The 23,738-nt window shown below is 58.8% G+C and carries 22 protein-coding genes; 9 read left to right on the top strand and 13 right to left on the bottom strand.

The genetic code is table 11. The annotated features are described in order from the left end of the window. Nucleotide 1 precedes the first annotated feature (1 nt). Entirely contained in the window at nucleotides 2-1,423 is a 1,422-nt protein-coding gene (locus ABMC88_RS07870; protein WP_349576314.1) for a PAS-domain containing protein, read from the bottom strand. A gap of 144 nt (nucleotides 1,424-1,567) precedes the next feature. After that, the gene (gene regB, locus ABMC88_RS07875; RefSeq protein ID WP_349576315.1) at nucleotides 1,568-2,959 is read right to left on the bottom strand and encodes a sensor histidine kinase RegB; all 1,392 of its coding nucleotides are present in this window, start codon (nucleotides 2,957-2,959) and stop codon (nucleotides 1,568-1,570) included. Nucleotides 2,960-3,071: 112 nt separating this feature from the next. Here regB and ABMC88_RS07880 point away from each other — a divergent pair, with 112 nt between their 5' ends. Continuing rightward, a complete protein-coding gene (locus tag ABMC88_RS07880) occupies nucleotides 3,072-3,680 on the top strand; it encodes an SCO family protein (RefSeq protein ID WP_349576316.1) in 609 nt (202 codons plus the stop codon). Between the two features lie 62 nt (nucleotides 3,681-3,742). Then, nucleotides 3,743-4,297, top strand: coding sequence for an ActR/PrrA/RegA family redox response regulator transcription factor (locus tag ABMC88_RS07885; RefSeq protein WP_349576317.1), 555 nt, complete (start codon nucleotides 3,743-3,745; stop codon nucleotides 4,295-4,297). Here the strand turns inward: ABMC88_RS07885 and ABMC88_RS07890 are convergent. Together ABMC88_RS07890 and ABMC88_RS07895 are read right to left on the bottom strand one after the other, a co-directional pair. Further along, a complete protein-coding gene (locus ABMC88_RS07890; RefSeq protein WP_349576318.1) occupies nucleotides 4,294-4,779 on the bottom strand; it encodes a GNAT family N-acetyltransferase in 486 nt (161 codons plus the stop codon). The genes ABMC88_RS07885 and ABMC88_RS07890 overlap by 4 nt on opposite strands. Beyond that, a complete protein-coding gene (locus tag ABMC88_RS07895; protein ID WP_349576319.1) occupies nucleotides 4,776-5,372 on the bottom strand; it encodes an HD domain-containing protein in 597 nt (198 codons plus the stop codon). Before ABMC88_RS07895 ends, ABMC88_RS07890 begins: the two co-directional genes overlap by 4 nt. Nucleotides 5,373-5,468: 96 nt before the next feature. On the opposite strand from ABMC88_RS07895, the gene ABMC88_RS07900 reads away from it, so the two are divergent. The 3 genes from ABMC88_RS07900 (at nucleotide 5,469) to ABMC88_RS07910 (ending at nucleotide 7,806) form a co-directional block, all read left to right on the top strand. Beyond that, nucleotides 5,469-5,774 (top strand): S-adenosyl-L-homocysteine hydrolase, encoded by a 306-nt coding sequence (locus tag ABMC88_RS07900; RefSeq protein ID WP_349576320.1) that lies wholly within the window; start codon nucleotides 5,469-5,471, stop codon nucleotides 5,772-5,774. A 91-nt stretch (nucleotides 5,775-5,865) separates the two neighbouring features. Continuing rightward, nucleotides 5,866-7,257, top strand: a complete 1,392-nt coding sequence (ahcY, locus tag ABMC88_RS07905; protein ID WP_349576321.1) for an adenosylhomocysteinase — start codon at nucleotides 5,866-5,868, stop codon at nucleotides 7,255-7,257. Between the two features lie 207 nt (nucleotides 7,258-7,464). Next, nucleotides 7,465-7,806, top strand: a complete 342-nt coding sequence (locus ABMC88_RS07910) for a DUF2853 family protein (protein ID WP_349576322.1) — start codon at nucleotides 7,465-7,467, stop codon at nucleotides 7,804-7,806. Between the two features lie 219 nt (nucleotides 7,807-8,025). Here ABMC88_RS07910 and ABMC88_RS07915 read toward each other — a convergent pair whose 3' ends face one another. The 4 genes from ABMC88_RS07915 to tsaD are packed head-to-tail and all read right to left on the bottom strand — an operon-like array spanning nucleotide 8,026 to nucleotide 10,754. After that, on the bottom strand, nucleotides 8,026-8,445 hold the full coding sequence (locus ABMC88_RS07915; protein WP_349576323.1) for an EVE domain-containing protein: 420 nt from the start codon (nucleotides 8,443-8,445) through the stop codon (nucleotides 8,026-8,028). Beyond that, nucleotides 8,445-8,717, bottom strand: coding sequence for a YciI family protein (locus ABMC88_RS07920; protein ID WP_349576324.1), 273 nt, complete (start codon nucleotides 8,715-8,717; stop codon nucleotides 8,445-8,447). The genes ABMC88_RS07915 and ABMC88_RS07920 overlap by 1 nt, the downstream gene beginning before the upstream one ends. Nucleotide 8,718: 1 nt before the next feature. Beyond that, on the bottom strand, nucleotides 8,719-9,672 hold the full coding sequence (locus ABMC88_RS07925) for an NAD(P)H-dependent glycerol-3-phosphate dehydrogenase (protein WP_349576325.1): 954 nt from the start codon (nucleotides 9,670-9,672) through the stop codon (nucleotides 8,719-8,721). Continuing rightward, entirely contained in the window at nucleotides 9,669-10,754 is a 1,086-nt protein-coding gene (gene tsaD / locus ABMC88_RS07930; protein WP_349576326.1) for a tRNA (adenosine(37)-N6)-threonylcarbamoyltransferase complex transferase subunit TsaD, read from the bottom strand. Before tsaD ends, ABMC88_RS07925 begins: the two co-directional genes overlap by 4 nt. Nucleotides 10,755-10,838: 84 nt before the next feature. Between tsaD and ABMC88_RS07935 the strand changes: the two genes are divergently transcribed. From ABMC88_RS07935 to ABMC88_RS07950, 4 genes are all read left to right on the top strand, one after another. After that, nucleotides 10,839-11,540: a uroporphyrinogen-III synthase gene (locus ABMC88_RS07935; protein ID WP_349576327.1), complete on the top strand. Its 702-nt coding sequence runs from the start codon at nucleotides 10,839-10,841 to the stop codon at nucleotides 11,538-11,540. Nucleotides 11,541-11,694: 154 nt separating this feature from the next. Beyond that, nucleotides 11,695-12,912: a COG4223 family protein gene (locus tag ABMC88_RS07940; RefSeq protein ID WP_349576328.1), complete on the top strand. Its 1,218-nt coding sequence runs from the start codon at nucleotides 11,695-11,697 to the stop codon at nucleotides 12,910-12,912. 10 nt (nucleotides 12,913-12,922) lie between these two features. Continuing rightward, complete coding sequence (locus ABMC88_RS07945) at nucleotides 12,923-14,401, top strand: heme biosynthesis protein HemY (protein ID WP_349576329.1); 1,479 nt, start codon at nucleotides 12,923-12,925, stop codon at nucleotides 14,399-14,401. 37 nt (nucleotides 14,402-14,438) lie between these two features. After that, nucleotides 14,439-16,673: a heavy metal translocating P-type ATPase gene (locus tag ABMC88_RS07950; protein WP_349576330.1), complete on the top strand. Its 2,235-nt coding sequence runs from the start codon at nucleotides 14,439-14,441 to the stop codon at nucleotides 16,671-16,673. Here ABMC88_RS07950 and gyrB read toward each other — a convergent pair. The 5 genes from gyrB to rpsT form a co-directional block, all read right to left on the bottom strand. Next, on the bottom strand, nucleotides 16,670-19,084 hold the full coding sequence (gyrB, locus tag ABMC88_RS07955; protein ID WP_349576331.1) for a DNA topoisomerase (ATP-hydrolyzing) subunit B: 2,415 nt from the start codon (nucleotides 19,082-19,084) through the stop codon (nucleotides 16,670-16,672). The genes ABMC88_RS07950 and gyrB overlap by 4 nt on opposite strands. A gap of 96 nt (nucleotides 19,085-19,180) precedes the next feature. Further along, the gene (gene recF, locus ABMC88_RS07960; RefSeq protein ID WP_349576332.1) at nucleotides 19,181-20,278 is read right to left on the bottom strand and encodes a DNA replication/repair protein RecF; all 1,098 of its coding nucleotides are present in this window, start codon (nucleotides 20,276-20,278) and stop codon (nucleotides 19,181-19,183) included. 60 nt (nucleotides 20,279-20,338) lie between these two features. Continuing rightward, the gene (gene dnaN, locus ABMC88_RS07965) at nucleotides 20,339-21,457 is read right to left on the bottom strand and encodes a DNA polymerase III subunit beta (protein ID WP_349576333.1); all 1,119 of its coding nucleotides are present in this window, start codon (nucleotides 21,455-21,457) and stop codon (nucleotides 20,339-20,341) included. A gap of 140 nt (nucleotides 21,458-21,597) precedes the next feature. Beyond that, nucleotides 21,598-22,959, bottom strand: coding sequence for a chromosomal replication initiator protein DnaA (dnaA, locus tag ABMC88_RS07970; RefSeq protein ID WP_349576334.1), 1,362 nt, complete (start codon nucleotides 22,957-22,959; stop codon nucleotides 21,598-21,600). A gap of 474 nt (nucleotides 22,960-23,433) precedes the next feature. Continuing rightward, a complete protein-coding gene (gene rpsT / locus ABMC88_RS07975; RefSeq protein ID WP_349576335.1) occupies nucleotides 23,434-23,697 on the bottom strand; it encodes a 30S ribosomal protein S20 in 264 nt (87 codons plus the stop codon). Nucleotides 23,698-23,738: the final 41 nt, after the last annotated feature.

Genomic DNA, 23,738 nt, shown 5'->3' on the forward strand with positions numbered 1-23,738 from the left:
GTTAGCCGCTGTTTCTTTTTAAAATCGGCGATTTGACCTGCGCCAGCCTTTGCTGCTGTGAGAAACGGATCACGGTTGCACCTGATGCAATCGGCACAATCTTACACTGCATCGGGGTCTGACCCTTGATGCATACGGGCATTGTCCAGGTTTCCCGCTCACCCAATGTCATGACCGCGTCATGAATATCTTGCCACAGAGGGTTCGCCTCCGATTGTTCTTTCCAAAGCTGGATCGCGTCGTGGATCGTCACATCGGCAAAGCTGGTTCCGGCGTCGAACTTCCACATGGTGTCAAAAGCCTTGTTCGAAAACGTCAGCATACCCGATTGGGAAAACACGGCCAGCGCGTCCTCGAATGTGTCGACAAGGTTTTGACCCAGCTCCAGTTCGGCACGAAAGTTTCGGGCAAGAGAGATTTCGGCGCTGATGTCCTCCAGCAAAAAGGCGATGGCCCCGTCGGGATGGGGGCGGCCTTTGACGCTGTAGGTCTGGCCGGTTTCCAGTGTCCATGTTTCCTCAAAACGGCCGTTTTCGGCATCATCGATCAGGTCGGCTATGCGCTGGCGCCATGTTTTATAATTTTTGGGCTCTGGCATGCGGCGGTTTTCGCGCATGGCATCAAAGAAGGAATCAATTGTGGGCCGCGGGCTCAGGAAAGAAACGGAAAGTCCGCTCAGATCAATAAGCGCGGGGTTGAAGAGCGCAAGCTGTCGGTCACGGTTGAAAACGGCAAGACCGACGGACAGATGCGCGAACGTCTTGGCGAGGGTTTGCACAAATTCGCGCTGGGCGTCTTCTGCGCGGATCAGCGGATCAAGCGAGGTCGCAGAATACAGCGTGCCCTCCGGCAAAGGCGTGCGCGTCACTTCATACCATTCGACCTCTTGTACGTCTTTATCCCCGACTTTGGCGCGTATAGTCGTCTTTGCAGCGCTCATCGGTGTGGTATCAAACAGCGGCATGGGCGCATGCGGGTGTCGAGCGCCAATCGCGTTGTAGGCCGCATTCTGCCAAACGATTTCTCCGGCTTGGTCTGTCTTCCAGATCGGATATGGAACGTGGGTGTTGATCTGGCGCAGGTTGTCCAGCTCTTGCTGTTTTTCGCTGCGGTTTGGCTCATCCGTGAGGCCAATGAAGGACAGGCTGGCACCGTTTGGTATCCATTCAACAGTCAGCTTTCGTCGCGGATCTAACGCACACGAAATGACCAAGTTCTGATCGGCGCTTACAGGTGCTTTGGCTGGAAACCCGGGAAAGGCTTCAAAGAGAATGTCGTGCATATCGGCCCAGCTGTGCGCACCGATAGCGATGGGAAAGCGCGCCAACGCCGGATCAGACGCATAATCAAGAACGTCGTTGCGAAACACAATAAACGGCAGATCGGCAGAGTTGTCATCGCGGGCTGCTGTTTGGGGCCGCATGAGCCACCAAAGACTCAGCGCGACAGTTGCCATAACAACTGCCAGAATAAGGACGGGATAGTGCAACACAGTCTCCACCATGACGGGAAGTTATCACGACATTGCGTTTGGTATAGTTAATAATCGGTTAATCCATAAATTTATCTATGCCTCGGCAAATCGGGCGTTTGGCATGATAGGAACGGCATTCTCGCCGTCGCGGGCATCAATTTTGTCGCGCGGCCAGCGGACCTCGATTACCGCACCGATCGGGGATCTGCGGTAGCCCGCTTCATCCGCGCCATTGGCAAAGCGCAAAGTCGCGCCCGACCGTTCAAGCAACGTCTTCGCAATAAAAAGCCCAAGGCCCATGCCTTCGTATTCGGGGCGCGAGCTTGTGTTCTGCCGACGTCTGCGCCGCCCCATCAAGGGATCCCCCAGACGCCCGATCAAATGCGAGGGAAAGCCCGGGCCGTCGTCAAAAATACGAACTGTCACAAAATCGTCCGTCCAGCTTGCCTCGACCCAGACGGTTGTTTTTGCGAAATCAACGGCGTTCTGAATCAGGTTGCGCAGCCCGTGGATAATTTCGGGCATGCGCAGAATGGTGGGTTGCGATCCTGTTGCCTTTTCATCGCCCAACAGGCTCAGAAGTACGTCTTTGCCACGGTTCATATGAGGGTCTGCCGCGGTTTCAATGACGGTGATCAAGGGGGCTTGGCGCAGGTACAGATCGTCTTTGCCCGCGCGGCCCATATCGCGCAAAATATCGCGGCACCTGTCTGCTTGCTCCACGATCAGCACCGCGTCTTCGCGCAGGTCCGCCTGATCGCGCAATTCTGCCGCAAGTTCGGTACTGGCCAGTTTGATCGTCGCAAGCGGGGTGCCCAATTCATGCGCAGCTGCTGCGATCACGCCGCCCAAATCGGTAAGCTTTTGTTCCCGTGCAAGCGCCATCTGCGTCGCGGACAAGGCATCTGCCATTAGGTGGATCTCGGATGTGACCCGCCGCGAATAGAGCGACGTAAACGTGACGGCGATCACAAGGGCGATCCATTGACCAAAGATAAAGATCTGCGGAATCACCAGCTTTTCGCCCTGCAACGTCACCAGCGGCACATTGAAAAACGCCAGCAGTGTCACAATCAGGATCGCCAAGGCGCACAGCACAAAGGTTGACCGAAAGCTGAGTGCGGTTGCCGAGATAGTCACAGGCCCCAAAAGCAACAGCGAGAACGGGTTGTTCAGCCCGCCCGTCAGAAACAGCAAGAACCCAAGCTGCAAAAGGTCGAAAACGATCAACCCCATGTTCTGCCTCTCGGACAAGCGTTTGTTTTCGGGAAACACAAACCCTGCGACCAGATTGCCAATGACCGAAACACCGATGGCGAAATAGCACCACCCCAACTCTAACCGGATGTCGAACAGATGCGGCGTCAGCGTAACGGCGATGAATTGTCCTGCAATCGCCACCCAGCGCAGCAGGATTATGGTCCGCAACCTTATCCAGTTGGCGCGTTGGCGGTCGCCCAAGGGTCGGATGGTTTGCTGCGTCATCTCCGCGCTCCACTCAAATGTGACTTGCTTTGCGTTGAACCTAGCGTAGGTCTGTCGCATATCACACGCAAAGACGCGAAATGTCGCTGTGTCCCCCGTAGGAGAGGTAAAAATGATCCGTATTGCTGCCATTGCCGCTGTTGTTGTGGCCGGAGCCGGTTTGGCCGGTATGCTTGTTCTTGGGAGTGGCTCAAAAGGCGGTGATCTGGCCTCGTGCGGGGGCAGCACGGTTGCGGGTGATCTGGGCGGTCCGTTCACGCTTGTAAACGGTGACGGCGAAACCGTCACCTCCGAGCAGGTGATAACAGAGCCTACGTTGATCTATTTCGGCTATACCTATTGCCCCGATGTTTGCCCGCTGGATGTAGACCGCAACGCCGCCGCGATCGAGCTGTTGGAGGCCGAGGGCAAATCCGTCACGCCCGTCTTTATCACCATCGACCCCGCCCGCGACACGCCCGAAGTCGTGCGCGATTTTTCCGAGGCGATGCACCCGCGTATGATCGGCCTGACGGGCAGTGACGAACAGATTGCACAGGCAAGCAAAGCCTACCGCACATATTACAGCGCGCACCCGCCCGTGGATGGCGAGTATCTGGTCGATCACTCGACCTTCAGCTATCTGGTCACGCCCGAACAGGGCTTTGTCGATTTCTTCCGCCGCGAACTGACCCCTGAACAGCTGGCCGACAAAATCGGGTGCTTTGTCGACAATATTTGACCCTTCGGTTTTGCGGCATATATCCAGTCTAACACAACATTTTTTGTTATAGGTTGACCATGATGCCCGACCAATCCACGCCCGATCTGGGCCCTGACAAAACCCTTCTATTGCTCGACGACGACGAGCCGTTTTTGCGCCGTCTTGCCAAAGCGATGGAGAAGCGTGGATTTGATGTCGAGATGGCAGGCTCTGTTGCGGCGGGTTCGGCGATTGCCACGGCGCGGCCGCCTGCCTACGCAGTGTGTGATCTGCGGCTGGAAGATGGCAACGGTTTGGATGTGGTCGAAATTCTGCGTGAAAAGCGCCCCGATGCGCGGGTTGTAGTCCTCACAGGGTACGGCGCCATTGCCACCGCGGTTGCAGCCGTGAAGATCGGCGCGACGGATTACCTGTCGAAACCTGCGGATGCCACCGACATTACCAACGCGCTACTGGCCACGGGCGACAACCTGCCGCCGCCGCCCGAAAACCCGATGAGCGCGGACCGCGTGCGTTGGGAGCATATCCAGCGTGTGTATGAGCTTTGTGACCGCAATGTCTCGGAAACGGCGCGCCGCCTGAACATGCACCGCCGTACATTGCAGCGCATTCTGGCAAAACGCTCGCCGCGCTAGACGTCGTAGCGTTTGAGCGTCTTGTTCACCAGCGTGCCATCGGCCAGCTTGTAATCCTCGATCACGCCATAATCGCGGAAGCCGCGGCTTTGGTAGTAGGTGAGGCCGCCGTCGTTGTCAGCGCGGATGTTCGCTCTGATCCAGACATAGCCCAGCGCCTTGGCCGCTTTGCTCGTCGCATTAAACAGCTTTGATCCGATCCCCAGACCTGTCTGGCCGACCTGCACAAATGTTGCGATCTCGGCCGCTTCCGCAGGCAGTTGATCGCTGGGCTGTATCCATTGAAAACCCACCACCTGTTCGCTGGCGTTCAGCGCCACATGCCATGCGGATTGGTCTGGTTTATACGCCATGGACTCTACCATATCCTGCGCCGTGACCGAGGTGACCAACGCGGTCGTTCCGCCAATCGCTATAATCTCGTTCAGCAGGCGCGCAATTGACGGCGCATCCAGCGGGATCGCAGGGCGGACGGTAATCATGGCATTTGCTCCAGAAGGGCGGCGTGGCGTGCGGTGAAATCTGCACGGACCTCAACGGGGGGGCGCAGGGTGATGGCCAGCCCGTCGTGCAGCGCGGGATCGGGCTTGCCGAAAAAGCGGTTGGCCTCATTCTCGGCAAAGCCCGCGATCTGCACGGCCTCCATCCACGCGCTGACGCGGTCGGCTTTCTTGATCTGTTTCTTTATCGCTGCGGGCACCTTCGCAGGTAGGCCAAAGCGGATATGCACTGCCGCTTCCAGCCGCGCATCCAGCTCGGAATACCCCGGCCCCACCGCCGCTTTGACCGGCGAGATCATATCCCCGATCACATACTCGGGCGCATCATGTAGCAAGGCGGCCAGCCGCCATTTGGGCGGCGCATTGGGCGCGATGCGGCCAAAGATCGTCTCGACCAACAGCGAATGCTCGGCCACGGAATAGGCAAAATCACCGTGCGTCTGCCCGTTCCAGCGCGCCACAAAGGCAAGGCCATGGGCGATGTCCTCAATCTCGATGTCTACTGGTGTGGGGTCCAGCAGGTCCAGCCTGCGACCTGATAACATACGCTGCCATGCGCGGGGTTGTTGGGCCATGACGCTCTCCCTCATTTGCCGCCGCACTGGTCCTCTTTTAAAAAAAGACGGAACGATTCCGGCTGTCTCGTGTTTCTTATCCACAAGGAGATAGACATGAAAACCGTACTGACAGCAATCGCCACTATTACCGCTTTGACCACCGCAGCCCACGCGAACGAGGTCTGCATGAGCACGGCCGAAATGCAGTCATCCTTGATCGACTGGTATGGCGAAAGCCCCGTCGCCGGCCCGACCCAAGACAACACACGTCTTTGGGTGTCGGATAAAACGGGGTCATGGACCCTTGTGAAATCAATGGCCGACGGCAACGCCTGCGTTGAAGCGCAAGGCAGCAACTGGGACCAGAGCATGGACGCCCAAGAAGTGCTGCTGATGATCCAAGAGCGCACGCAAGGCTAACGAAATTTGCCTCTAATGCGGCAGGGCGTCTGATTGATAAACGCCCGCCGCAATGCTATCCGCGCTTCAACAGATTTAAAGGAGCGCCAGCATGGCCAATGACTATATCGTAAAAGATATCTCGCTTGCGGAATTCGGCCGCAAGGAACTCGACATCGCCGAGACGGAAATGCCGGGCCTGATGGCGCTGCGTGACGAGTACGGCGAAAGCAAGCCGCTGGCAGGCTCGCGCATCGTGGGCTCGCTGCACATGACCATCCAGACCGCCGTGTTGATTGAAACATTGGTGGCGCTGGGCGCTGATGTGCGCTGGGCCTCGTGTAACATTTTCTCGACCCAGGATCACGCAGCCGCAGCCATCGCCGCAGGCGGCACACCCGTGTTCGCGATCAAAGGCCAGTCTTTGGAAGAGCATTGGGATTACCTTGATAAGTCATTCATGTTCCCCGAAGGTCCAAACCTCATCCTTGATGATGGTGGGGATGCGACGCTCTATATACTGATGGGCGCGCGCGTCGAGAATGGCGAGACCGAGCTTTTGGACGTACCCACATCCGAAGAAGAAGTCGCCGTGTTCGCACAGATCAAAAAGCGTATGGCGGCGTCGCCTGGTTGGTTCACAAAGATGCGCGACCAGATTCAAGGCGTGTCCGAAGAGACGACCACAGGCGTTCACCGTCTTTATGATCTGGTCAAGCAAGGGCAGCTGCCTTTCCCTGCGATCAACGTGAACGACTCGGTCACCAAGTCGAAGTTTGACAACAAATACGGCTGCAAGGAATCGCTGGTCGACGGCATCCGCCGCGCCACCGATACGATGATGGCGGGCAAAGTTGCCGTCGTCATGGGTTACGGCGATGTGGGCAAAGGTTCTGCTGCGTCCCTGCGCGGGGCGGGTGCCCGTGTGAAAGTCACCGAAGTTGACCCCATCTGCGCACTTCAGGCCGCGATGGACGGGTTCGAGGTTGTCCTGCTGGAAGACGTTGTCGACAGCGCCGACATCTTCATCACCACGACGGGCAACAAAGACGTCATCCGGATCGAGCACATGCGCGAGATGAAGGACATGGCGATTGTCGGCAACATTGGCCACTTCGATAACGAGATTCAGGTCGCCGCCCTCAAGAACCACAAATGGACCAACATCAAAGAACAGGTCGACATGATCGAGATGCCCTCGGGCAACCGTCTGATCCTGCTCTCCGAGGGGCGTTTGCTGAACCTTGGGAACGCGACGGGCCACCCGTCGTTTGTGATGTCCGCCTCTTTCACCAATCAGGTGTTGGCCCAGATCGAGCTTTGGACCCGCGGTGACGAATACAAGAACGAGGTCTACATCCTTCCCAAGCATCTGGATGAAAAGGTCGCGCGCCTGCATCTGGACCGCATCGGGGTGAAACTGTCCAAGCTCAACCCCGAGCAAGCGGCCTATATCGGTGTGGCCCCCGAAGGACCGTTCAAGCCCGAGCATTACCGCTATTAATCAGCGGTTCAGCTTTTGACCAATTACGCCGTCCTGTGTATCTCACGGGGCGGCGTTTTTGTCTGATGCTCTCGCCCTTTGAAAGCGCACTAGCGCCTATGGGGAAAAGCATGAGCAAAATTTCCTTTTGCCCCTTAACAAATTCATTATACGCTGCGCCCTGAGGTTGCCCATGAGGCAGCGCAATTACAACTGGGAGATGATAGTATGGGCAAACGTGACGAGTGGATCGCGAAATATGCGGATGATCTGAAAAACAAATGCGGTATGGAGGCAGACATGGCGCTGCTGACCAAAGTAACCATCGGTTGCGGCCCGTCGATCTATAACGCAGACGCCTCCACTGTTGCCGGCAGCCAGCCAGCCGAGCTTGAGACCGTTCGCAAGAACTTCCTGATGAAAAAACTGGGCCTGCCTGACAGCCCCGAGCTGATGGAAGCGATCAACAAAGTGATCGAAGTCTACGGCAAATCCGAGCGGAACAAATACCGCGCTGTCATCTACTACATGCTGACAAAGCACTTCGGCAAAGAAGCCGTTTACAACTAAGCCAACCCGTTGGTTGAACGACAAAAACGCCCGCCTGGTTAAGCGGGCGTTTTTTTATTGGGACGAATTCAACGCATTGATTTCTTGAAAAAATCAGCCCCGCTTGCTACCACAAATCCACGGCCAGTACGGCCAGAACATATTTCGAATACGTGTGTGGGTTCTAGGGAGCACACGGGGTGAGAAAGGGGTTCTGGCGGGGTGCCGGAACCCCTTTTTTTATGGATCGGTTTTGCCCAAGGCGCAGATGGTTTGCCATTCCGCTTTTGTGACGGGCTGCACCGACAGGCGCGAATTGCGCACCAGCACCATATCACCCAGCGCCGCGTCTGCCTTGATCATGTCCAGCGTGACGGGCTGTGCAAAGGGCCGCACCGCTTTGATATCCACACAGTCCCAGCGGTCGTCATCGGTGGTGCTGTCGGGATGCGCTGCGGCGCAAACCTCGACAATGCCGACAACCGCTTTTTCTTTTTGCGAATGGTAAAAGAACCCCAGATCGCCCACAGCCATCTCGCGCATGAAGTTCCGCGCCTGATAGTTGCGCACGCCGTCCCATTCCTCGCCCTTGTCGCCGCGGGCGACCTGATCGTCCCACCCCCAGACAGAGGGTTCGGATTTGAACAGCCAATAGGCCATCAGCCGATCACCTTTTTCCATTCCGTCAGGGTCACGCTTTTGAACAGGCCCGCCTTGGCATAGGGGTCATTCGCGGCCCAAGCCTCGGCCGCTGCCATGTCTGGCACATCCAGCACAATCATCGAGCCACACATGCCACCATCTGCATCAATCAGCGGCCCCGCCAAATGCACGTGGTCCGTGCTTTTGAGGTAGTCGACATGGGCCGAGCGGTTCTCCATCCGCACATCCAGTGCGCCGTCTTTGTCATGGGCCATCAAGCAAACAAGCATATCATTCTTCCTTCAGGGGTCGGGTTAGCAAGCCGTGCACGGCTGCTTTCACATCTATCTGTTTATCCAGCACGCGGGCAACGGCCATTGTGATCGGCATCTCCAAACCGTCGCGCTGCGCCAGTTGCGCGACCGCGCGGGCGGTCCCGGCACCCTCGACCGTGATGGACGCATCAAAATCCACCTCTTGCCCAAGGCTCAGGCCAAGGCGGTAGTTGCGCGACCCTGCCGATGTGCAAGTGAGTGTCAGATCGCCAAAGCCCGACAGCCCCGCAAGTGTTTCGGCCTGCGCGCCATAATGCACTGCCATCCGCTGCATTTCTGCGTAACCGCGTGTCATCAACGCGGCGCGCGCACTTTCGCCCAGCCCCATGCCCATCGCTGTGCCACAGGCAATCGCAACGACGTTTTTCAGTGCACCACCCAGCTCTGCGCCCAGCGTGTCGGTGGTACGGTAAAGCCGCAGCGTCGGCGTGCTCAGTTGCTTTTGCAATCGTCGCGCAACATCGCCGTCATGCGCCGCAAGGGTCAGCGCCGTGGGCAACCCACGCGCAATATCGGCGGCAAAGCTGGGGCCGGTCAGGATCGCTGCTTTGGCTTCGGGCGCTTCTTCGAAAATAACCTGCGCGGGTCCGACCAGCCCCTCGCGCTCGATCCCTTTGCAGCACGCAACCACGGCCTTGCCGTTCCATTCTTCAAGATGGTCGCGCAAAAACCCGCGCAGCTTTTGCAGCGGCAGCGCCAGCAGGATGGTTTGTGCCTGTAGCGCCTCCGATAAATCACCAGTCACGCGCAATCCGTCGGGAAAGGGGCAGTCGGGCAGGCGGCGCGTATTCTGCCGCGCCGTTTGCATATCCGCAGGGTCGCGGGCCCAAAGGGTCACGGGCCCTTGCTTTGCCAGAACAATCGCCAGCGCCGTGCCGAACGCACCACCGCCCAGAACCGAAATGCTCATGCTTTCGCGCCCTTCTTGCCGCTGCCCAACATCGGCTGCGCGGTCTGGTCCAAAGGCCAGCGCGGGCGGGCCGACAGGGTCATATCATCGGGCGCACGGCTGCCCATCTGTTCCAGCGCGGCATAGGCGATCATCGCGGCGTTATCTGTGCATAGCGCCAGCGGAGGGGCGATGAACCCTGTGTCAAATTCCTCGGCCACGGTCGTCAGCCCCGTACGGATCGCCATATTCGCAGCGACCCCGCCCGCCACGCACAGCGTCCGCGTGTCGGTCAGCTGCGCATAGACAGCCAGCGCACGGCGCGTCTTTTCGGCCAACACATCCACCACGGCGGCCTGAAACCCTGCGGCCAGATCGGCCTGATCCTGCGCCCTAAGCGTACCGTCTATAATGAGATGATCGCGCTGGCGCAGCACTGCCGTCTTTAACCCCGAAAACGACATATCACAGCCTTCGCGGTCCAACAGCGGGCGCGGCAGCTTGAACCGTCTGGAATCGCCCGCCTTTGCGCGCTCTTCAATCGCGGGACCACCGGGCTGGGGAAGGGCGATTAGCCGCGCAATCTTGTCAAATGCCTCACCCGGGGCATCGTCGATGGTGCCGCCAAGGCGGCGAAAATCATCGGGGCCAGAGACGATCAGAAACTGGCAATGGCCGCCCGAAACCAGCAACATCAGATAGGGAAACGGCACGCCATCCGTCAGCCGGGGCGTCAGCGCATGGCCCGCCAGATGGTTGACGCCATAAAGCGGCAGGCCCCGCGCCACCGCGATCCCTTTGGCGCACATCACACCAGACACCACACCTCCAATCAGCCCGGGCCCTGCGGTAACGGCAACAGCGTCAATATCGTCCAGCGTGACCTCGGCCTTCGCCAGCGCCTCGGCCACCGCATGATCGAGCTTTTCCGCGTGGGCGCGGGCGGCGATCTCTGGCACAACGCCGCCGAAATCCGCGTGCAGCGCGGTCTGTCCCATCACGACCGAGGACACAACGTGGGCCGCGCCCGCCTGTCCGCGCAGAACAGCGGCGGCCGTGTCGTCACAGCTGCTTTCGATGCCAAGGATAGTGGTCGTTGTCATGGGGTCGGGCGTTTCCGTTGCGCTGGGTCCACCCAGCAGGTAACACTCCCGCGTCTGGCAAACAATCCTGAGAGCGCCCCCAGAATGACCCCGACCACCCTTTTGCTGACCCGCCCAAGACCCAGCGCGCAAGCCTTTGTCGATGCGTTGAATGTCGCGGCGCTGGCAAAGGTTGATGTGGTGATCGCGCCTTTGATGGAAATTGTGAGGTACGGAGACGCGCCCGACATCGGCCCCTCACAGCAGGTCATCTTTACCTCTGCCAATGCCGTCGCTTTTGCGCCCGACGGGCAGGGGCGGGCGGCGTTCTGCGTGGGGGCGCAAACGACCCGACTGGCAAAGCAGCGCGGCTGGACTGCGCAGCAGATGGGCGACACCGCCCAGCAATTGATCGCGGCGATACAGGCGCATCCACTCACGGGCGATCTGATCCATCTGGGCGGCGTTCATACCCGCGGGGACATCGCGCAAACTTTGACGCAAGCGGGGATCAACACAACGCACACCCCCATTTACGATCAAATTCTGCTGCCGTTGGACTCCCAAGGACAAGCAGCGTTACAGCGACCTTCTATTGTGCCGGTTTTTTCACCCCGTAGTGCGGTGCAATTGGCCGCGCAGACCGCAGGCGCGTTGCATCATGCGCATATCATCGCCCTCAGCGAAGCGGTTGCCGCCCCATTGCGCGGGGAAAGCTGCGCTGATTTGACCGTGTTGCCAAAACCACAGGCGATATACATGGTGAAAGAGGTTGAAAAGCAGTGCTTGACGCTTGGCCTGCCTTGAGGGGCAGGCGGTTGATGGCTAAGGTCAACTGGATGAGTCAGTTCTGAGCGTAAGAATCGAAAAGGTATCTGTTGTGGCAACATCTAAAAAGTCTAGCGCTTCCAAGCGAAAGCCGGCAAAAAGCAAAGCAGCAGACACCAGCATCAAAGATGCGGTGACAGCCAAGGATAGCGTTGCGGATACGGCCGCGCCAAAAGATGCAAAACCCGCAGCGGCTGCGAAGACAAAGACGACTGTTAAGGCGGATGCGCCGGCAAAGCCAGCGACAGCAGCAAAACCTGCGACCACCGCAAAGCCAGCCGCCGCAGCCAAGACCGAAGCACCAGCCAAGGCGGCTACGCCCCCCAAGACAACCACAACAGAAAAAGCTGACGCCCCCGCAAAGGCCGAGGTGAAACCACAAAGCGCCCCCGCCAAAAGCGAAACGCCGAAAGCCGCCACCGCGTCTGCGCCGGTTGCTACACCGCCTGAAAAATCGCGCAGCATCTTCCTGCCTTTGGTTCTGGGCGGGGTTATTGCTGCGGGCATCGGCTATGTCGCGTCGGAATATAACTGGTTCACAGCGGGTGAGGCGGATGCGATTGCCGCGCTGCGCGGTGATCTGGAGGCACAGCAAACGCGCGTTGCCGCGTTGGAAGCAATGGAACCAGCCGAGGTTGATTTGTCACCCTTGCAAACGCAGCTTGGCGATCTGGATACCCGTCTGGCCGCACTAGAAGACCGCCCTGCGATCGTTGCACCCGACGGAGTGGATGCAGACGCTGTTGCGGCGTCGGCTGCTGCTGCTTATGCGGCAGAATTGGAAGACATGCGCGGCGAACTCCAGACTTTGTTGGAGAATGCACGGAACGCCGAAGCGGCCACAGCCAGCGCCGCAACAACCGCCAGTGCCCAAGCTGCGATTGCCAAGATCGTATCGGCGCTTGATGCAGGCCAGCCCTTCGCCGAGCCGCTGGCCGATTTGAAAGCCCTCGATCTGGGCGAGATTGATCCCGCTTTGGATGCGGTCGCTGCTGATGGCGCTGCAACGCTCAGCTTTTTGCAGGCAGAGTTTCCAGCCCAAGCGCGTGCCGCATTGGCCGCCGCCCGTTCAGGCGCGGCTGGCGACGGGCAGCAAGGTTTGGGCAGCTTCCTCAAACGCTCGCTTGGGGCGCGGTCTGTCACGCCGCAAGAAGGCGATGACCCCGACGCGGTGCTGTCGCGGGCCGAGGCTGCGATTAAAACCGGTGATTTGAACGCCACTCTGACTGAACTTGATACCCTGCCCGAAGACGCGCAGGCCGCCATCGCTGAGTGGCGCGGAGCAGCAGATGCCCGCGTTGCCGCCCGTGATGCAGCCGATGCTTTGGCACAACGCCTGACGGCAGACTAAGGAATACAATATGCTCTGGTCCCTGATCAAAATCATCGTTTTCGTTGGCATCATCGGCTTTCTGGCCTGGGGTGCGGGATTTCTGCTTGAGGCCGATGGCGGTCTGCAAGTCCGCGCCTTCGGCTACGAGCTGAGCCCGGGCCCGCTTGAATCGGTTCTGCTACTGATTTTGTTGGTCGTTGCCGTATGGGTCTTGCTCAAGGTGGTGGCGCTGCTGTTCGCTGTGCTGAAATTCATCAACGGGGACGAAACCGCGCTGTCACGCTACTTTGACCGCAATCGCGAGCGTAAGGGATTTGACGCCTTGTCCGAGGGGCTGATGGCTTTGGCCAGCGGTGAAGGCAAGGTCGCGATGACCAAGGCGATGAAGGCAGATAAATACCTCAAGAAGCCCGCGTTGACGAACCTTCTGATCGCTCAGGCCGCCGAGATGACAGGCGACACACGCAAGGCGGAAGAGACGTATAAGAAGCTGGTCGAAGACGAGCAGACCCGTTTCGTGGGTGTGCGCGGCATCATGAACCAGAAACTTGCCGCTGGTGATAACGAGACGGCGTTGGTGTTGGCGGAGAAAGCATTTGCGCTGAAGCCAAAGCACGAAGAAACAGGCGACGTTCTGCTGCGCCTTCAGGCCGAGAAAGCGGACTGGCGCGGTGCGCGCAAAACGCTGAGTGCGAAGTTGCGCAATGGCCAGTTGCCCCGTGATGTCCACAAACGCCGTGACGCGGTACTTGCCCTCTCCGAGGCGTCGGACTTGATTTCCGACGAAAGCACAATTGAAAAGCGCGAAGCTGCGATCGAGGCGAACCGCCTGTCGCCCGATCTGGTCCCCGCTGCCGTGATGGCCGCCAAAAGCTATATCGAACAAGACAAGCCGCGCTATGCGACCCGTGTTCTGAAAAAAGCGTGGGAGATGTCGCCCCATCCCGATCTGGCCGCCGCCTTTGCCGCTATCGCACCGGATGAAACCCCCACCGCACGGATCAAGCGGTTCACCGCGCTGACCCGCATCAACACAGACCACCCCGAGACGAAAATGCTGCTCACCGAGCTGCATATCGCAAACGAGGATTTCCCCGCCGCCCGTCGTGCGCTGGGCGACTTGGTCGAAAAAGACCCCGATGCACGGTCCGTTACGCTGATGGCTGCGGTTGAACGCGGCGAGGGCGCTACCGACTCTGTTGTCAAAGGCTGGCTTGCCCGTGCGATTTCTGTGCCACGTGGGCCGCAATGGATCTGCGACAACTGCCAGCACATCCACACCGAATGGCATCCGATCTGTGACAACTGCTCCAGCTTTGACACGCTTGCGTGGAAACGCCCGCCGCAATCCGATGTGGCCATGCCCGCAGGTGTGCAGATGCTGCCGCTGATCGTTGGCGCATCGGAAGAACCCGTGGGCGAGGTTGTCGTCGTCACTGACCCGATTGAGGATGCCACGATTGTCGAGGCCACGCCAAAGCCGGAAGACACCAAAGACGCAAAGTAGGTATTACCGCTTTTGCGGTCCGTGAGGGGCGCACGCTATGTCTGATACATTCTCGATCCGTGTGAGCAATATGTCCTGCGGGGCCTGTGCTGCGCGTGCGCAAAAGGCGCTGGACGGGGTTGCAGGGATCGACGGCGCTGCTGTCAACTTTGCCGATGAATCGGCGCAGTTTACGGTCACATCTGCAAAGGCGCTGAAAGACGCGTTTGCCGCGCTAGAGCAGGCAGGCTATCCAGGGTCGCTGCGCGAAGATGAAGACGCCGCTGCCCGCCGGGAGGCCAAGGAAAACGATGTCGGCGCGTTAAAGCGGGCCACGCTTCTTGCTGCCGCTTTGGCCCTGCCGGTGTTCATTCTGGAAATGGGCAGCCATCTGTTTCCCGCGATGCATCACGCCATTCACAACAGCATCGGGACCGAAACATCGTGGCAACTGCAGTCGGTGCTTACGGCGGTGTTGTTGCTTGGCCCCGGGCGGCGGTTCTTTCTGCGCGGTGTGCCCGCGTTGCTGCGCGGCGCCCCTGATATGAACAGTCTCGTGGCGCTGGGCACTGGCGCTGCCTTCGGCTTTTCCGCCTTTGTCCTTGCCGCGCCCGAGCTGTTGCCAGCCGCCGCCCGCGCTGTCTATTTCGAATCCGCCTGCGTGATTGTTGTACTGATCCTGTTGGGCCGCTGGCTGGAGGCACGGGCCAAGACCCGCACAGGTGCGGCGATTGAACGGCTTATCGGGCTGCGGCCTGACACGGTGCATGTTGATATTGACGGCACGTGGGAAGAACGCCCCATCGACAGCTTGCTGACGGATCAGACGTTTATGGTGCGGGCCGGCGAACGGATCGCGGCTGACGGGGTGGTGATCAGCGGGCAAAGTGATGTCGACCAAAGTATGCTCACCGGTGAGCCGATGCCGGTCGGCAAAGCCGCAGGTGACACCGTGACGGGCGGGACGGTCAACACGGACGGCACGCTCGTCTGCCGTGCGACGACAACGGGCAGCGACAGTAAACTGGCGCAGATCATCAAAATGGTCGAAACGGCGCAAGGCACGCGTCTTCCCATTCAGGCGCTGGTGGACCGGATTACGCTGTGGTTTGTGCCTGCCGTCCTGATTGTGGCAGCCTTGGCCATTGCGGTGTGGGGCGTGTTCGGGCCTGAGCCGAAGTTGCCGTTTATGTTGGTGGTTGGCGTCTCTGTTCTGATCATCGCCTGCCCCTGTGCGATGGGCCTTGCCACGCCCACGTCGATCATGATTGGCACAGGCCGTGCTGCCGAATTGGGCGTGCTGTTTCGTACCGGCGGCGCATTGCAACAATTGCAGAATGCGACACTGGTGGCGTTTGACAAGACGGGCACGTTAACCACGGGCCGCCCTGTCCTGTTGGATGTGGTTCCCTCGGCGGGCGTGGACAAAGACGCGGCGTTGGCGCAGATCGCTGCGGTTGAATCATCCTCCCAACATCCTGCCGCACATGCGATTGGTGCAGGGGCCGGGCATCTGGATCTGCCTGCCGCTACAGATAGCCAAGCCTACCCCGGCCGCGGTGTGTCGGCTGTGGTTGAAGGCGCAACTCTGCATGTGGGGAAATACAGCTGGCTGACCGAGCTTGGCGTTGATCTGTCTGAATTCACTCCCCGACAGGCGGAGGCCGAAGCGCGCGGGCAGTCCGTCTTCTTCGCCGCCCGCGAGGGCAAGCCGCTTGCCATGTTGATCGTCGCAGATGAAGTGAAACCAACAGCACGCGATGCGATTGAGGCGCTGAAAGCACAGGGCATTCGTGTGGCCCTGATCAGCGGTGACAGCAAGGCGGCAGTAGATTACTTCGCGGGGGACCTCGGCATAGATCACGCGGTGTCAGACGTGTTGCCCGATGGCAAAATCGCCGCGTTGGACCAGCTTGTCCAAGACGGCGATGTGACCGCATTTGTCGGTGACGGGATCAACGATGCGCCCGCGCTGGCCCATGCGGATATCGGCATTGCGGTTGGGACGGGAACAGATGTTGCGATGGATGCGGCGGATGTCGTTCTGATGGGCGGCAACCCGATGGGGGTCAGCATCGCGGCCCATGCCTCGGCGCAGACCATGCGCAACATCCGCCAAAACCTGGCATGGGCGTTTGGCTATAATATCGCGCTGATCCCCGTGGCAGCGGGCGCATTGTACCCGCTGTTCGGCATTTTGCTGTCGCCCGGCCTTGCCGCCGGCGCAATGGGATTGTCGTCGCTGTTCGTGCTCAGCAACGCGTTCCGCTTGCGCCGGATGACCGCCCCCTAGAAGTCAAGGTTTTCTACGTTGAGCGCGTTTTGCTGAATGAACTCGCGACGCGGTTCCACAACATCGCCCATTAGCTTGGTGAACAGATCATCGGCCTCTGCCATATCCTCGACCTTGACCTGCAACAAGGTGCGCGCATCGGGGTCCAGCGTGGTTTCCCACAGCTGATCGGGGTTCATTTCGCCCAAGCCTTTGTAGCGTTGCAGGGACAAGCCTTTTTCACCTTCGGTCAGCACAGCGTTCAGAAGGTCCATTGGCCCGTGGATCAGCTGCGTGCGGTCTTTGCGTACCAGCGTGGCGGGCAGGTTGTAGACGTCTTGCAGATGCTCTGTATAGGTACCCGATTTACGGGCCTCACCACCGCGCAGGACTTTGCCGTCCAGCGTGCGCACTTCTTCAACGCCGCGCAGAATGCGGGCAAGGCGGATACCGTGGTCTTGGGTGATGCGCCCCTGCCAGCCCTGCTCGTACTCAAGCGCGATCAGGTTCAGGCGGGTCGCAACCTTATCGGCGATGCCTTGCAAGTCCTTGTCCACCGCACCGGGTACAAAGGCACCGGCGATGGCGGCTTGTTCCAGAATGTGGCGGGGATAATGGGTCGGGAAGGCTTCCAGCACGCGGCGCATCTGGCGGGCAAGTTCAACCACGCGGGCGAGGTCTTGCCCGGTGATCTCTTCGCCATTGCCTTGGCGCAGCATGGCGCCATCAATGCCTTGCTGGATCAGGTATTCTTCCATCGCGGCCTGATCTTTGAGGTAAACCTCGGACTTCCCGCGTGACACTTTGTACAGCGGCGGCTGCGCGATATAGAGATGACCATTCTCGATCAGCTCGGGCATCTGGCGGTAGAAGAACGTCAGCAGCAGCGTGCGGATGTGCGCACCATCCACGTCCGCATCCGTCATGATGACGATCTTGTGGTAGCGCAGCTTGTCGATGTTGAATTCGTCCCGCCCGATACCAGTGCCCAGCGCCATCACAAGGTTGCCGATCTCTTGGGAGCCAAGCATCCGATCAAACCGCGCCCGCTCGACGTTCAAAATCTTACCTTTGAGCGGCAGGATCGCCTGTGTCTGACGGTCACGCCCCGTTTGGGCGGACCCACCGGCCGAGTCCCCCTCCACCAGAAAGACTTCGGTCTTGGACGGGTCTTTTTCCGAGCAATCCTTGAGCTTGCCTGCGAGAAAGTTCACATCCATCGCCGTCTTGCGCCGCGTCAGGTCACGCGCCTTGCGCGCTGCCTCACGGGCGTGGGCGGCCTCGATGATCTTGCTCACGACGATCTTTGCGATCTGCGGGTTTTCTTCAAACCACTCGGCCAGCTTTTCGTTCACCAACCCCTCAACGGCGGGGCGCACTTCGGAACTGACCAGCTTGTCTTTGGTCTGGCTGCTGAACTTGGGGTCAGGCACTTTGACGGACAGCACACAGGTCAGCCCCTCGCGGGCATCATCGCCCGTAAACGTGACTTTTTCCTTTTTCGCGATCCCGCTGGACTGCGCGTAGTTGTTGATCGTCCGCGTCAGCGCCCCGCGAAAGCCCGCCATATGCGTGCCGCCATCGCGCTGCGGGATGTTGTTGGTAAAGGGCAGGACGTTCTCGTGATAGCTGTCGTTCCACCACATGGCGACTTCGACGCCGATGTCGTCTTTTTCACCGGTGATAAAGATCGGCTCTGGCAGAATGGATGCTTTGTTCCTGTCGAGGTATTTTACAAACTCTTTCACGCCGCCATCGTAGTACAAGACGGTTTCCAGCGCCTCAGTGGGCCGTTCATCCCGCAGAATGATCTTCACGCCCGAGTTCAGGAACGCCAGCTCGCGCAGTCGCTTTTCCAACGTGTCGAACGAGTAATCGAGATTCGAGAATGTCTCGGTCGAGGCAAGGAAGCGGACCTCGGTGCCGGTGCGTTCGGTCGCTTGCAGCTTCTCAAGGTGCTTGGTGGTAAAGCCGCCTTCAAAACGGGCGACATGTTCAAACCCGTCGCGCCAGACGCGCAGCTCCAACCAATCGCTGAGCGCGTTCACAACCGACACGCCAACGCCGTGCAGACCGCCCGAAACCTTATAGGAATTGCTGTCGAATTTACCGCCTGCGTGCAGCTGGGTCATGATGACCTCGGCTGCCGATACGCCTTCTTCCTCGTGGATGCCCACAGGCACGCCGCGCCCGTTGTCGGAGACGGAAACCGAGCTGTCGTCGTGGATTGTCACCGCCACATGATCCGCGTGACCGGCCAGCGCTTCGTCGATGCCGTTATCGACAACCTCATACACCATGTGGTGCAAGCCAGAGCCGTCATCGGTGTCACCGATATACATGCCCGGACGTTTGCGCACAGCTTCCAAGCCCTTGAGAACTTTGATGGAATTGGCGCCGTATTCTTCTGGTTGCTGCTCTGTCTCGGACATGATGCTGATCCTGTTATTCAATCCGCCAAATATACCGTTTTCGGGCAGGATTGTCACGTCAAACACACAAGATTTTGTGGCTCTAAGCCGCGGGGATTATGCCGTCATACTCACGCTGGATACGCCCGCTTCGTCCGTCACCAAAAGTGTCTGCGCACGGGTGCCCATCGCCTCGAAAAGCCCGTCTTCGGTGCCCGTCATCCACGCCTGCGCGCCAAGGGCTACGATCTCGTCATAAAGGGCGGCGCGGCGGCCCGCGTCCAGATGGGCGGCGACCTCGTCGAGCAGCAATAGGGGCGGCGCCCCGAAATCCTCTGTCAGTGCACGAGCGTTGGCAAGGATGAGCGAGACCAAAAGCGCCTTCTGCTCTCCGGTGGAGCAATCGCGGGCGGGGACGTTCTTGGCCGCATAGACACCGTATAGGTCGGCGCGGTGCGGCCCGATCAACGTGCGCCCGGCGGTCAGATCACGGGCGCGATTATCGCTGAGTGCGGCGCGCATCGCCTCTACGTCGTCGGGCATGTCACATTCAAGCGTGAGCGTGGCGGTGGGAAATGCCGTTTGCGCCGCGTCTTGCGCCGCAGAGAGCGCCTTGAGCGCGTGAAGACGGTTGTGATGTATCGCAACGCCCGTCTCGGCCAGCCGCGTCTCAAGCGCGGTGTACCACGAAGGCTCACGCACCATATCCTTTAGCAAGCGGTTGCGTTCGCGCATCGCCTTTTCATAGCCAAGAGAGATTTCCGCATGGTCGGGCAGAAAGCTGAGCGTCATGCGGTCCAGAAACCGCCGCCGCCCTTCGGCCCCCTCGATCCACAAACGGTCCATTGAGGGGATCAGCCACAGCACCCGCGCAATGCGGCCAAGTGCTGTTTGCGGTACTGGTTTGCCGTCAATCCGAACCTGACGTGCGGCACCTTTTTCCGAAGTGACCTCAATCTCGCTGGTGCCCAAGGGGCCATGCAGCAACGCGGTAATCTTCCAGCCCAGCGCCTCTGGCTGGCGTGCCATATCCTGCGCACTGGCGCGGCGCAGCCCGCGACCAGGGGACAGAAGCGAGACGGCTTCAAGGATATTGGTCTTGCCCGCGCCATTGTTACCGTGAATCGCCACAGGACGCGGATCAACGTCAATGACGGCGCGCTTGTGCGACCGGAAATGCGATAGGGTCAGGTTAGAAAGGGAAAGGCCAGCCATCAGCGGGGATCGTTTTCTTTGGAAGAAAACGGCCGGAATTTTTCAAAAATTCCGATGCCCTCAGACACGCATGGGCATGACGACATAGACGGCGGATGTGTCGTTGCCTTCACGCATCAGCGTTGGATCACCTGATGAGTTGAACAAGAACACGGCATTCTCGCGGTCCACCTGACTGGCAATCTCCAGCAGGTATTTCGCGTTAAAACCGATCTCCAACCGCTCGTCGGCGTAAGCCACGGCCAGCTCTTCTTCGGCGGCGCCGCTGTCTGGTGCGTTGACGGAGAGGACCAGACGGTCCTCATCCAGTTGCAGCTTCACAGCACGCGAGCGTTCCGAGCTGACAGTCGCCACACGGTCCACTGCCCGCGCAAAATCCGCAGCGTCCACTTCCAACTTGCGGGTGTTCCCTTGCGGGATCACGCGGGTGTAGTCGGGGAAGGTCCCGTCAATGACTTTTGAGGTGAGGGTGATTTGCGGCGTGGCAAAACGCACCTTTGTCTCGGACACAGAGACGGCGATTTCCATATCGTCATCGTCGAGTAGTTTGCGCATTTCGCCCACGGTTTTGCGCGGGACAATCACGCCAGGCATATCGGCCGCACCCTCGGGCATATCCGCATCAATCCGTGCCAGACGGTGCCCATCTGTCGCCACACAGCGCAGCATCTTGCCGCCATCCGCATCCGCGACATGCATATAAACACCGTTGAGGTAATAGCGCGTTTCCTCGGTCGAGATGGCGAATTTCGACTTGTCGAACAACCGCCGCAAGGTCGCTGCATTGGCCGAGAAGTTCGAGGTATATTCGGACGAGGCCATCACAGGAAAATCTTCCTTTGGCAGTGTCGCGAGCGAAAAGTTCGAGCGCCCCGCCTCTACCGTCAGACGGCCCGCTGCGGAGTCCGCCGTCAATGATACCAGCGCTCCGTCGGGAAGTTTGCGCACAATTTCGTGCAGGGTGGTGGCCGCGACCGTTGTGGCGCCTGCGCGCTCTACCTGGGCGGGGGCTTTGTCGACGACTTCGATGTCCAGATCGGTTGCGCGAAACGATACATCGCTGCCTTCTGCTTCGATCAGCACGTTGGCAAGGATCGGGATCGTGTTGCGACGCTCCACCACGGATTGTGCCTGTGATACGGCTTTGAGCAACGCGGCGCGTTCGATGCTGAATTTCATGTACCTGTCTCCACTGCACAACGGGGTCGGAGCGTCAAATTACCCGCTTTGCCCACATTCACAAGACCAAAGCCGCGCAACAGCAAAAAGGCAGGCCTGTTATGGCCTGCCCTGTGGCATCGCTGCACGTTTGGAGTGCTTCAGCTCTCAAGCATCCGGCGCAAAAGCTCCAGATCTTCGGCGATTTGCCCGTCAGAGACTTTCAGCTCTTCGATCCGTTTGACCCCGTGCATGACGGTGGTGTGATCGCGCCCGCCGAAACGGCGGCCAATTTCGGGCAGGGACCGGCTGGTCATGTGTTTGCTCAGATACATCGCCACCTGACGGGGCCGTGCAAAGCTGCGCAGACGTTTCGGGCCGATCATGTCGGACAGGCGGATGTTGTAGTGGTCGGAAACCTTGCGCTGGATTTCCTCAACCGTAATTTTGCGCTCGGAGGCGCGCAGCACATCGGCCAGACAATCTTGCGTCAGGTCCATGTCAATCCGCCGCCCAACCAGCGACGCAAAGGCAAAAAGCCGCGTCAACGCGCCCTCAAGCACACGAACGTTGGTCGAAATACGGTGCGCGAGGAATTCGAGGATGCCATCGTCCATCTCAAGCTCTGGATACGAGGCACGGTGTACGTCAACCTTGGTCTGCAAAATGCCAAGGCGCAGTTCATAGTCGGTGGGATGCAGATCAACGACAAGGCCGCATTGCAGACGCGACTTTACGCGGTCTTCAAGGTCCTTGATGTCCTGCGGAGCGCGGTCTGCGGAAATGATGATCTGTTTGTTCTGGTCTACCAGCGCGTTGAACGTGTGAAAGAACTCTTCTTGGGTGCTGTCTTTGCCCGCGATGAACTGTACGTCATCGACCATCAACACATCGACGGTGCGAAAGATTTCTTTGAAGTCCATCATCTTGCGGTCACGCAACGCCTGAACAAAGCGGTACATGAACTGTTCGGCCGACAGGTACAGGACGTTCAGTTCGGGTTTGCGGATCTGCAGCTCTTGCGCGATGGCATGCATCAGGTGCGTTTTACCAAGGCCAACACCGCCGTACAAAAACAGCGGGTTGAATGTGACAGGGCCACCTTCGGCGACACGGCGCGCAGCGGCATGGGCCAGCTCGTTCGGTTTTCCGACTACGAAAGTGTCAAAGGAAAACCGCTTTTCCAGCGGCGCGGTATACATGGACGAGGCATTGGCCGCTTTTGGTGCGGCGGGGCGTGCAGGTTTGATTGCGTCCGTCTGACGTGTGACCGGCTTTGTCTTCTCCGCAACCTGAAAGCTGAGGCGCTGAACAGAGGCGTCAAAGCCCTTCATCTCGTGCAAGATAAGATCGGCAAAATTCTGGCTGACATAGTTTCCGAAGAATGTAGTCGGGACATGAATGGTTGTGATTCCATTCTCGGCAGGGCCAAGAACCAAAGGATCAATCCAGGTCGTGAAGTTATTTTGACCGACTGTTTTCAGAAGCCGCTGTTTTACGCTGCTCCAATCATCCCTTGTCATATTCTGCCTACCGCCTTTATTCACCACACACGTGGCCCACACCCACATCCGAAAGACATACACAAGCCGCCCAGTCCCAACTGAAACCGGCTTTGCCCATCGGACACCTACTCACTCCGGAATCGACAACACACTGTGGTGTCATCGGTAGCACCGAAACATTTTAAAATAGTGACAGGCAGATGTGCTGGCAGCAGCATCCACGACACTTGATAGGTAATACGTATACCTAAAAAGGACCCTTAAATCAGGTAGCTACCTCTAGCAAAATAACCACCGACAGTCAGGTCTGTCCCCCCGCGATACGAGTCGCTCGTACTTGGTATCAACTGCGCAGGGGACGGTTCAACACATCTTATTTGTTGACTCTATGTTTGCTGGAAAAGAATCTCACGGCCCTGTGAAAGGGGTCCTGAAAACAACACAGGCGTCCCAAATAGGGACGCCTGCATAAAAATTGCTTTTGCCCTAGAATCAGGCGATCGCTTTGACCCGCGCGGCCAGACGCGACATTTTCCGCGATGCGGTGTTCTTGTGGTAGACGCCTTTTGTGACGCCGCGCATCAGTTCGGGCTGAACCGCCTTGAGTGCCGCAACAGCGTCTTCTTTTACGCCGGATTCGATGGCTTCTTCAACTTTGCGCAGGAACGTGCGGATGCGTGAACGGCGTGCTTTGTTGATTGCAAAACGCTTTTCGTTCTGACGTGCGCGTTTCTTTGCCTGTGGGGTATTTGCCATGAGGATCGTCCTATCATTCAATTTCGTATCAAAGCGTACAA

The organism is Sulfitobacter aquimarinus, from assembly GCF_040149565.1.
In the GTDB taxonomy this organism is placed as follows: Bacteria; Pseudomonadota; Alphaproteobacteria; order Rhodobacterales; family Rhodobacteraceae; genus Sulfitobacter; species Sulfitobacter aquimarinus.